This window comes from Maricaulis sp., assembly GCF_030149235.1.
GTDB lineage: Bacteria > Pseudomonadota > Alphaproteobacteria > Caulobacterales > Maricaulaceae > Maricaulis.
On sequence record NZ_JASBRW010000001.1, the window covers coordinates 1 to 9843 of the forward strand.

10 protein-coding genes are annotated in these 9843 nt (G+C 61.3%); all 10 read left to right on the forward strand.

Going from position 1 to position 9843, the window contains the following annotated elements; genetic code table 11:
- Positions 1–10: 10 nt before the first annotated feature.
- The 10 genes from miaB to Q1V51_RS00050 all read left to right on the forward strand — a co-directional run bounded on the left by miaB (position 11) and on the right by Q1V51_RS00050 (position 9622).
- Positions 11–1381: a tRNA (N6-isopentenyl adenosine(37)-C2)-methylthiotransferase MiaB gene (gene miaB / locus Q1V51_RS00005; protein ID WP_300551527.1), complete on the forward strand. Its 1371-nt coding sequence runs from the start codon at positions 11–13 to the stop codon at positions 1379–1381.
- A complete protein-coding gene (locus Q1V51_RS00010; RefSeq protein ID WP_300551513.1) occupies positions 1378–2406 on the forward strand; it encodes a PhoH family protein in 1029 nt (342 codons plus the stop codon). Before miaB ends, Q1V51_RS00010 begins: the two co-directional genes overlap by 4 nt.
- A complete protein-coding gene (ybeY, locus tag Q1V51_RS00015; protein WP_300551515.1) occupies positions 2403–2888 on the forward strand; it encodes an rRNA maturation RNase YbeY in 486 nt (161 codons plus the stop codon). The genes Q1V51_RS00010 and ybeY overlap by 4 nt, the downstream gene beginning before the upstream one ends.
- Positions 2881–3738 (forward strand): hemolysin family protein, encoded by an 858-nt coding sequence (locus Q1V51_RS00020; protein WP_300551517.1) that lies wholly within the window; start codon positions 2881–2883, stop codon positions 3736–3738. The genes ybeY and Q1V51_RS00020 overlap by 8 nt, the downstream gene beginning before the upstream one ends.
- Positions 3738–5345 carry an apolipoprotein N-acyltransferase gene (gene lnt, locus Q1V51_RS00025; protein ID WP_300551519.1) on the forward strand — a complete coding sequence of 536 codons (1608 nt, stop codon included), beginning with the start codon at positions 3738–3740 and terminating at the stop codon, positions 5343–5345. Before Q1V51_RS00020 ends, lnt begins: the two co-directional genes overlap by 1 nt.
- Before the next feature lie 81 nt (positions 5346–5426).
- The gene (locus Q1V51_RS00030; protein ID WP_300551521.1) at positions 5427–5846 is read left to right on the forward strand and encodes a helix-turn-helix transcriptional regulator; all 420 of its coding nucleotides are present in this window, start codon (positions 5427–5429) and stop codon (positions 5844–5846) included.
- 45 nt (positions 5847–5891) lie between these two features.
- Complete coding sequence (gene trmB, locus Q1V51_RS00035) at positions 5892–6596, forward strand: tRNA (guanosine(46)-N7)-methyltransferase TrmB (protein WP_300551522.1); 705 nt, start codon at positions 5892–5894, stop codon at positions 6594–6596.
- A 117-nt stretch (positions 6597–6713) separates the two neighbouring features.
- On the forward strand, positions 6714–7250 hold the full coding sequence (gene rimP, locus Q1V51_RS00040; protein ID WP_300551524.1) for a ribosome maturation factor RimP: 537 nt from the start codon (positions 6714–6716) through the stop codon (positions 7248–7250).
- Between the two features lie 31 nt (positions 7251–7281).
- Positions 7282–9015 carry a transcription termination factor NusA gene (gene nusA, locus Q1V51_RS00045; RefSeq protein WP_300551525.1) on the forward strand — a complete coding sequence of 578 codons (1734 nt, stop codon included), beginning with the start codon at positions 7282–7284 and terminating at the stop codon, positions 9013–9015.
- A gap of 4 nt (positions 9016–9019) precedes the next feature.
- Positions 9020–9622, forward strand: coding sequence for an RNA-binding protein (locus tag Q1V51_RS00050; protein ID WP_300551526.1), 603 nt, complete (start codon positions 9020–9022; stop codon positions 9620–9622).
- Positions 9623–9843 lie beyond the last annotated feature (221 nt).

A 9843-nucleotide genomic window follows, 5' to 3' on the forward strand; every position in this document is an offset into this window, starting at 1 on the left:
ATGGTTATCGATGAGCTCGACGCGTAAACGCCTCTATATCAAGACCTATGGCTGCCAGATGAATGTCTATGATTCCGAACGGATGAAGGATGTTCTGCACCCGCTCGGCTATGAGCCGTCGGAGGCGCCGGACGGGGCGGACCTGGTCATTCTCAACACCTGTCATATCCGCGAGAAGGCCGCGGAGAAGGTGTATTCCGAGCTCGGTCGCTTGCGCCCGCTGAAGGAAGCCAAGGCAGATGAGGGCGGCATGACGATCGCCGTGGCCGGCTGCGTCGCACAGGCTGAGGGCGCCGAGATCATGAAGCGCGCGCCTGTGGTTGATCTCGTGGTTGGCCCGCAGACCTATCACAAACTACCTGAGCTGATTGCCAAGACCCATCGCGAGCGCGGTGAAGCGCTCGACACCGAATTCGAGGTTGAGGACAAGTTCGACCAGCTCGGCAATGACCGCCAGGTTGAGGGCTATACGGCCTTTGTCACGGTCCAGGAGGGTTGCGACAAGTTCTGCACCTTCTGCGTGGTGCCCTATACGCGCGGTGCGGAATGGTCGCGCCCGGTTGACCAGATTGTTGCCGAAGTGCGCGCGCTGGCAGCGAAGGGTATCCGCGAGGTCACGCTGCTGGGCCAAAACGTCAATGCCTATCATGGCGCCGCACCGGCCGGCCGCGAAGATGAAGGCACCTGGGGGTTGGGACAGCTGGTTCGTCATCTGGCGCTGATCGGCGGTATCGAGCGCATCCGCTTCACCACGAGCCACCCGCGCGACATGGATGATGATCTCATTCAGGCTTTCGCCGATACACCCAAGCTGATGCCGTATTTCCACCTGCCGGTTCAGGCGGGCTCGGACAAGATCCTCAAGGCAATGAACCGCCAGCATACCGCTGAGGACTACATCGCCATCATCGAGAAACTGCGCGCGGCGCGGCCTGACATCGCCATTTCCGGTGACATGATTGTCGGCTTCCCGGGTGAAACGGACAAGGATTTCGAGGCGACCATGGAGCTGGTGCGCCAGGTCAATTACGCCTCGTGTTTCTCCTTCAAGTATTCCAAGCGGCCAGGCACGCCCGGCGCGGCCATGTTCAACCAGATTGACGAAGCCGTGAAAGGCGAGCGCCTGCAAGCGCTCCAAGCGCTGCTCAACGAGCAGCAGATCGCCTTCAATGAAAGTCAGATCGGGAAGCAATTGCCGGTCCTGTTCGAGAAGCCGGGCCGCATGGCAGGGCAGCTGCACGGACGCAGCCCCTACCTGCAAGCGGTCCATGTCGAAGCGCCGGAAAGCCTGCTCGGTGAGATCGCCATGGTCGAGATCGAGGGGGCCAGCCGCAATGCCCTGACTGGCCGGCTTGTAACTTCGGAGCAAAGCGCCGCGTGAGCACGCCCAAGACGCCCGCGCGCAAACGCGCCGCCAAGCCTCGCCGCCAGGCTTCGGAGACCCTGCATTTCAACGATGTCGACCGCGTCCGGGCCCTTGCGGGTGCCGGCGACCGTTTCCTCATCCTGATCGAGGAAGAGCTTGATGTGCGTCTGAGTGCGCCCGGCGGTGGTCAGATTGTGATCAGTGCCGATGCCCCGGATGCCCGTGAAGAGGCCAAACGTGTTCTCAAGCGACTCTATGCCAGCCTCGAGCACGGCCTGACCTGTGACGAGGCCGCTGTGCGTGCCGCTTTGCGCAGTCGCCAAGACGAGGTCGAGGGCGCGGAAGACGACGGCGTCATCCGTGTGCCGCGCGGCTCCAGCCTGATCGCCCGCACCGAGGGTCAGCGCACCTATGTCCGCGCGCTCAAGAATACGCGCAAATACGACCTGATATTCGGCGTCGGGCCTGCGGGCACGGGCAAGACCTTGCTGGCGGTCGCCTATGGCGCATCGCTCCTGGTCCAGCGCAAGGTCGAAAAGCTGATTATTACCCGCCCGGCTGTCGAAGCGGGCGAGAAGCTCGGTTTCCTGCCCGGTGATCTGACCGAGAAGGTCGACCCCTACTTGCTACCTGTCTGGGATGCGCTTGCCGACACGCTGGGGCGCTCGCAGCTGGAAAAAATCCGCGAGGATGGCCGTATCGAAGTGGCGCCGATCGCTTTCATGCGTGGCCGTACGCTCAATCGCGCCTTTATCGTGGTTGACGAGGCCCAGAATACATCGAGAGCGCAGATGCAGATGGTGCTGACCCGCCTTGGTGAAGGGTCGCGCATGGCGGTGACCGGCGATCCGAGCCAGTGCGATCTGCACCCGAGAGATCCGTCCGGCTTGCCGCACGCCCTGTCAATTCTGGCAAAAACCGAGGGAGTCGCTATCGTGAGATTCGGCCGCGGTGATGTTGTCAGGCACGATCTAGTTGCCAGAATTGTCGCGGCTTATGAAGAGGATGCCGGCATTTCGCCGGGTGTGGAAGCAGAATGAACGCGGCCGATCTGATTATCGAGGACGACAGTTGGAGCTGTGTGCGCGGCAAAACCAAGCTGGTCGAAAGCCTGATCTCGGAGGCTTACAGCCAGATTGATGGTCCGGATGCCGGTGTCGTGGCCGTGTTGCTGACCAGTGATGATGCGGTGGCCGACCTCAATGAGCGTTTCCGGCAAAAGTCCGGTCCTACGAATGTGCTGTCCTTCCCGGCTGCTGAGACCTCTGACAATCATCTGGGTGATATTGCCTTGGCCTGGGGGGTGGTGAAGAGCGAGGCAGATGAGCGCGGTCTGCCATTGCAGGACCATCTGGCCCATCTTGTCCTTCATGGCTTTCTGCACCTGCAGGGATATGATCATCAGACAGACGACGAGGCCGAGCTGATGGAGGCGCTGGAAATCCGCATTCTGGCAGCGCTCGGTATCGCCAACCCCTATGCCGCCGCGGGCGGCGCTCCGGATTCACAACGGCATGACTGAAATACCCAATTCTCGAACCGGTTCCCTGCCGGCCTGGATACGCAAGGTTCTCGGGATGGAGAAAGCCTCGGTGCCGGCCAAGCCGGCGGCTCATCCGGCGATCGAGGCCGATGCGCTCGACCGGCTCAAAGTGGCGGATGTCATGGTGCCGCGTGCCGATATCGTTGCAGTGGAACTGGGCACACCGCTGGGTGAGCTGGCGGCTGTTTTTGCCGAGGCTTCGCATTCGCGTCTGCCGGTTTACCGCGAGACGCTCGATGACCCGGTTTCGATCGTTCACATCAAGGATGTCGTTTCGCGCCTGACGCCCGATGCCAATGGTCAATTGACCAAACAATGGGCGGACACTGAGGTGCTGACCGAGATTGGCCGGCCCCTATTGTTCGCGCCGCCGTCGATGCGCGCCACGGCACTGCTCCGGCGTATGCAGGCACGCCGCCAGCACATGGCACTCGTTGTCGACGAGTATGGTGGCACCGACGGGCTGGTGACGCTTGAGGACCTGCTTGAGCCGATCGTCGGGGACATTGAGGACGAGCATGATGACGGCGAGGTGCAGATGATCCGCGCCCGTGCACCGGGCGTCTGGGATGTCGACGCCCGCGCCGAGATTGACGATTTCGAGCGAATTGTTGGCCAGGACATTGCCACCGAGGAAGAAGACGATGATGTCGATAGTCTCGGCGGTCTGGTCTTCACCCTGGCGGGCCGTATTCCCGAGCGTGGCGAAGTTATTCGACATGCGACAGGCTATGAGTTCGAGGTCCTCGAGGCCGACCCCCGTCGTATCAAGCGCATGCGCGTCCGCTCCATGAAGGCGGCCAAATCCGAAGGGGGCAAGCGCAGCTGATGCTCGACCGCCGCCTCCAGCCCTGGGTTTGGCGCGCGCGTGCAGAAAGCCTAACCGGCTGGCCGAGCTGGATTTTGCTCCTGATCAGCGGGGGACTGGCCTCGCTGGCCATGGCGCCGCTGCACAATTGGCTCGTGCTGGTTCCCAGTTTGGCGGTTCTGCTCTGGCAGGTTGATGGCGCGCGTCGACGCGCACGACCGCTGCGCGCGGCCTTCCTGGCCGGTTTTATCTTTGCCATGGGGTATTTCATGGCGGGTACCTTCTGGGTCGGATACGCCTTTGCCAATCGTGATGCGGCCTTTATTCCGCTCATCCCCATCGCCTTGCCGATTTTTGCCGCCATGCTGGCCGTATTTTGGGGCGGCGCCATGGCGCTCTATGCCGCACTGGCGCAGAAGTCGGAGTGGCGGGTGCTGGTCTTCGCAGCCAGTATTGCCCTGTTCGAGTATTTGCGGGGGCATGTCCTGAGCGGCCTGCCCTGGAACCTGCCGGCTTATGCCTGGGCTGCCGGTGGTCCGGTCAGTCAGACCGCGTCCTGGTTCGGGGTTTATGGATTGTCGTTATTGACCGTCCTGATGGCCGTATCGCCTGCAATCATGGCCTCGCGCCGCCTGACCAGCCGGCGGGCGATGCCGGCCCTGGCAGGACTGGCTATCCTGTTCCTTCTGTTCGCATCCGGCCTGGCACGCCTGTCCGGTCCGGCGCTTCCTGATCAGCCCGATATACGCCTGCGGATCGTCCAGAGTGCGATTACCCAGCAGGAAAAATGGGCCAATGGCAATCAGCTGGTAGTGCGGGAGCGCTATCTGGCTTTGACCGGCGAGCACGGCCTCGATGAGGTCACCCATATACTCTGGCCGGAAGGCGCCTTGCCCTACTACATGCTCGAGCACGGCGAAACGCTGGCGCGGATTGGCGAGACCTTGTCGGAAGGCCAGGTTCTGATGGCCGGGATTAACCGGCGCGACCAGGCGGAAGACCCGGTCACCTATTATAACGCGCTGGCCTTGATGAGTTTCGAGAACGGGATCCCGCGTTCGCGCGGCCTGTATGACAAGGTCCGCCTTGTTCCCTTCGGAGAAATCATTCCCCTGTCCGGCCTGTTGTCGCTGATCGGCTTTGACGAGTTCGCGAGATTGCAGTTCACGCCCGGGCCGGGAGCTGCGGTGATGGACGTTCCCGGCGCCCCGACGATGATGCCGCTGATCTGCTACGAGGCGATTTTCCCGGGTTTCGTGGGTGAGATGGGGGCCGAGCGTCCCGGCTGGTTGTTCAACCTGTCCAATGATGCCTGGTTCGGCGACACCTCCGGACCGGAGCAGCATCTCAACCAGGCTCGTTACCGTGCGATCGAGTTCGGTTTGCCGATGATTCGGACGGCTTCGCGGGGCTATTCCGGCGTCATCGACCCGTTTGGCCGAATGCCGGTTGAAATCGGACCCTCTGAGGAAGGTGCGTTTGATGTCGGCCTTCCCCAGCCGCTGCAAAAAACCACCTATGCAAGCTTTGGAAACTATCCGTTCTTTTTTGTGGTTTTAGGAATATTCGTCGGCGTTTTGGTGCAGCGCTATCGTTTTCTGAAACAACGAAAAGGCTCGCAGCCCTGACCTGAAAGTGATTATACTAGTGCGCTCTGGTTGTGTTATGTAGGCACAATCAATGGCGAGGCCAGTATGCAGGTTGAGCAAATGACAAAAACGAGTTCCCGCGGGCCAAATCCCATCGATATCCATGTCGGGTCTCGTATCAGGCTTCGCCGGCAGCTGATGAAGATGAGCCAGGAAAAACTCGGCGATGAGCTGGGTGTGACCTTCCAGCAGGTTCAAAAATACGAGCGTGGTGCCAACCGGGTTGGCGCCAGCCGGCTCTACCGGCTGTCGCGGGTGCTTGAAGTCCCGGTGCAGTTCTTTTTCGAAGGTTTGAGTGATCAGGCCCCGGTGAAGGCGATGGCCGATAATGACCAGACCCCGATCGTCTACGACTTTATTCAAAGCTCGGACGGTGTGTCGCTGGCGGAGAGTTTTTCCCGCATCAAGGACGCCAAGGTGCGCCGCCGGGTTCTCGAACTGGTCCGGACTTTGGCGAATGAGCAGGAAATGGCTCACTGATACGCATGGGTGCCGAAAGCGCGCAAAGTCGGTAAACCCCGGCCCATGACCCGCAAGATCTCAAAAGCGTCCGACCAGCGTCCGGACTTCCGGCTGTTTGGGCGCGCACAAGGCAAGCCGCTCTCCGCGCGCCAGCAAGCTCTGGTGGATGATGTCCTGCCCAAGATCGACCTGCCGGCGGACGGAGAGATCGAATCCGCCATGCTGTTGCCGGACCGAGGGGCGCACGTCCTGGAGATCGGATTTGGCGGCGGTGAGCACCTCGCTGGGCAGGCCGCCGCGCATCCGGACATAGGCTATATCGGTATTGAGCCTTTCCTCAATGGTGTGGCCAAGGCGCTGACCTATCGCGAAGAAAAGGGATTGCGGAATTTGCGCCTGCACCGGGGTGATGCGCGCGAGCTTCTGCCATCCTTCAAGACCGCTTCTCTGGATCGGATATTTCTTCTGTTTCCCGACCCCTGGCACAAGAAACGCCATGCCAAGCGACGTTTCCTGCAGCAGGCAACGCGCGATGATTTCGCGCGCATTCTCAAACCGGGCGGCCAGCTGCGCATTGCCACGGATGTGAAGTCCTATGCCGATCACTGCATGATTGAACTCCAGGGCGATGAGCGGTTCAGCTGGCAGGCCTCGAAGGCCGATGACTGGCGGGTCCCGCCCGCTGATCACATCACCACGCGTTATGAGAGCAAGAATCTCGGCGATTGCGCGCCCGTGTTCATGGATTGGGTCCGCAGTGTCGACTGACCCTTGCATTCCACGCCCTGCAGGCGTATAAGCCCGCCATCACATGTTCGATGGCATTGGATGATGCTTTCGAGCGGTCGCGGTTGCGGCCGCTCTTTTTGTTTCTCAGGAGCTGGTTTGAAAACCAAGACCCCGCAAGACGACCGCATTCTCGCCCTGGCCGAACCGATCGCTGAAGATCTCGGTCTTGAGGTGGTGCGCGTGCGCGTCATGTCGGGCAAGAAGCCGCGCCTCCAGATCATGGCTGACCGGCTCGACGAGACCGGTGTTGATGTCGATGATTGCGCGCGCCTGTCGCGAGCCCTGTCGGACGTGTTTGAAGTCGAGGACCCGATTGCCGGGGAATACGATCTGGAGATCTCCTCACCCGGTATTGACCGGCCCCTGACCGATCTGCGCCATTTCGCGCGCTGGGAAGGGTTCGATGCCAAGATTGAACTGGATCGCCTGGCCGAAGGCCGCAAGCGCTTCCGGGGCATTCTGGCCGGTGTCGAGGACAATGATGTCATGCTCGACATGGACGGTGAAGAACATACCACGCTGATCCCGTTTGACTGGATCGCTGAGGCCAAACTGGTTTTGACGGACGCCCTGATAGAGGCGGACTTGAAAGCGCGCGGCAAAGCGGCTGCGCCGACCGAAGGAGACGAATAATGTCGCAACTGATCGCAGCGGAGATCGCACGATGAGCATTGGTGTCAGCCATAACCGGCTGGAATTGCTGCATATCGCCCGGGCCTTGGCGTCCGAGAAGAATATCGATGAGAGCATCGTTATCGAGGCCATCGAGGAAGCGATCCAGAAGGCCGCGCGCTCGCGCTATGGCGCCGAGAACGACATCCGCGCCGTCATCGACCGCAAGACGGGCGAACTGTCCCTGACGCGCAATATGACGGTCGTGGAAGAGGTCGAGAACGACAACCAGGAACTGACCCTGGAACACGCCAAGCGCATTGATGCCAATGCCGAGATCGGTACGGTCTTCTCTGACGAGTTGCCGCCGATCGAGTTTGGCCGTGTTGCTTCGCAGACCGCGAAACAGGTGATTACGCAGAAAGTCCGTGACGCCGAGCGCCAGCGCCAGTTCGAAGAGTACAAGGATCGTGTTGGCGAGATCGTCAACGGTATCGTCAAGCGCGTCGAATACGGCAATGTGATTGTCGATCTCGGCCGCGCCGAAGGCATTATCCGCCGCGCTGATGGTATTCCGCGTGAGAATCTGCAGAACAATGAGCGCGTTCGCGCATACATCTATGATGTGCGTGAAGAAGTGCGCGGTCCGCAGATCTTCCTGTCGCGTGCGCATCCGGACTTCATGGCTGCCCTGTTCGCACAGGAAGTGCCGGAGGTCTACGAAGGTATTATCGAGATCCCGTCTGTTGCCCGTGATCCGGGCAGCCGCGCCAAGATCGCGGTGATCTCCAATGACAGTTCCATTGACCCGGTTGGTGCCTGTGTCGGTATGCGCGGTTCGCGCGTGCAGGCGGTGGTGTCCGAGCTGGCGGGCGAAAAGATCGACATCATCCCGTGGTCGGATGAGCCGGCGAACTTCATCGTCAACGCCTTGCAGCCGGCGGAAGTGGCCAAGGTCGTTCTCGACGAGGAAGACCAGCGCATCGAAGTCGTCGTGCCGGACGAGCAGCTTTCTCTGGCCATCGGCCGTCGCGGCCAGAATGTCCGTCTTGCCTCGCAGCTGACCGGCTGGTCGATCGACATTCTCACCGAGGAAGAAGAGTCCGAGCGTCGCCAGAAGGAGTTCGCCGAGCGGACCCAGCTCTTTATCGGGGCTCTTGATGTTGATGAGGTGATTGCCCAACTCCTGGCTACGGAAGGCTTCACCGACGTCGAGGAAATCGCCTATGTCGAGCTCGGCGAGATTGCCGTGATCGAAGGCTTTGACGACGAGACGGCGGAAGAAATCCAGGCGCGTGCCCGTGATTATCTCGAGCGTATTGCGGCCGAGCAGGACGCCAAGCGTAAGGAGCTGGGCGTCGAGGATGCGGTCATGGAAGTCGAGGGTGTAGACCTCGCCATGGCTGTGAAGTTTGGCGAGAACGACGTCAAAACGGTTGATGACCTGGCAGGCCTGGTTGGCGACGACCTGCGCGGCTGGTTCGAAACCAAGAATGGCGAGCGTGTTCGCGAGCCGGGTATCCTGGAAGAGTTCAACCTGTCCTCTGAGGATGCCGACATGATGATCATGCGCGCTCGTGTCGCGGCGGGCTGGATTTCGGAAGAAGACCTGCCGCAGCCGGAAGTCGAAGAAGTGGACGCAGCTGAAGCGGGTGAGGCCGGCGATATCGATCTCGATATCGAGAATATGGACCTCGAAGCGCTTGAAGCAGAAGCCGAAGCACTCGGCCTCGATTTCAATGACGTCGATGGCGAGCTGGCTGACGAGGAGGATCAGGCTGGTTAAGGCGGTGACACGCCGGTCAGGGGGTCGCGAGCGGACCTGCCTGGCCACCGGCGAGATCAAGCCGGAGGCGGACTTGATCCGCCTCGCCTTGGCACCGGACGGCACCCTGGTGCCGGACATTGCGGCCAAGCTGCCTGGACGGGGTCTTTGGATCACGCCGCAGCGCGACTTGGTTGAGACTGCACGTCGCCGGGGTGGCTTCAACCGCTCGGCGGGCCGGGCGGTGGCGGTGCCGGAAGACATTGTCGCGCAGATTGAAGCGCGGCTCGCAGACCGCGCGCTGAGCCTTCTCGGCCTGGCGCGGCGGTCGGGTCAGCTGGCCGCCGGTTTCGACGCGGCCCGCCTGGCCATCAAGGCAGGGCGCCCGGCCTGGCGCATCGAGGCGTCGGACGGGGCAGCCGACGGGCGCGAGAAGCTGGACCGGCTTACGCGCTCGGCCTGGGGCGACGACATACCGGTCGCCGGGTGTTTCAGTGCCGAAGAGCTCGGTGCGGCAACCGGTAGAGACCATCTGGTCCACGCCGTTCTCGGTGCTGGAGCGCAAAGTGCGGCATTCGCCGCGACCATGCGGAAGCTCTCGGGCTTCCGCGCGACAAACGAGTTCTGATCCACGGCTGTGCCGGGAATCAAAGCAGCGGTTGAATCCGGAGGCGAGCTGGGTAGTTTAGCCAGCCTTCACGCCGGACACCCTGCGACTGAAGAGTGCGGCTTCGTGGTGATCGGCTACCGCGGGGAAACGTGAAACGAAAGCCGAATTGGAAGGCTCGTATGAGCGACGCAGACGATAATAAGCCCTCTGGCCGCCGGCCGCTTTCGCTGAACCGTTCC

Excerpts from the sequence above, each read along its gene's own strand:
- miaB (WP_300551527.1), top strand. The coding sequence starts at position 11 with ATGAGCTCGACGCGTAAACGCCTCTATATCAAGACCTATGGCTGCCAG.
- ybeY (WP_300551515.1), top strand. The coding sequence starts at position 2,403 with ATGAACGCGGCCGATCTGATTATCGAGGACGACAGTTGGAGCTGTGTG.
- Q1V51_RS00020 (WP_300551517.1), top strand. The coding sequence starts at position 2,881 with ATGACTGAAATACCCAATTCTCGAACCGGTTCCCTGCCGGCCTGGATA.
- lnt (WP_300551519.1), top strand. The coding sequence starts at position 3,738 with ATGCTCGACCGCCGCCTCCAGCCCTGGGTTTGGCGCGCGCGTGCAGAA.
- Q1V51_RS00030 (WP_300551521.1), top strand. The coding sequence starts at position 5,427 with ATGACAAAAACGAGTTCCCGCGGGCCAAATCCCATCGATATCCATGTC.
- trmB (WP_300551522.1), top strand. The coding sequence starts at position 5,892 with ATGACCCGCAAGATCTCAAAAGCGTCCGACCAGCGTCCGGACTTCCGG.
- nusA (WP_300551525.1), top strand. The coding sequence starts at position 7,282 with ATGAGCATTGGTGTCAGCCATAACCGGCTGGAATTGCTGCATATCGCC.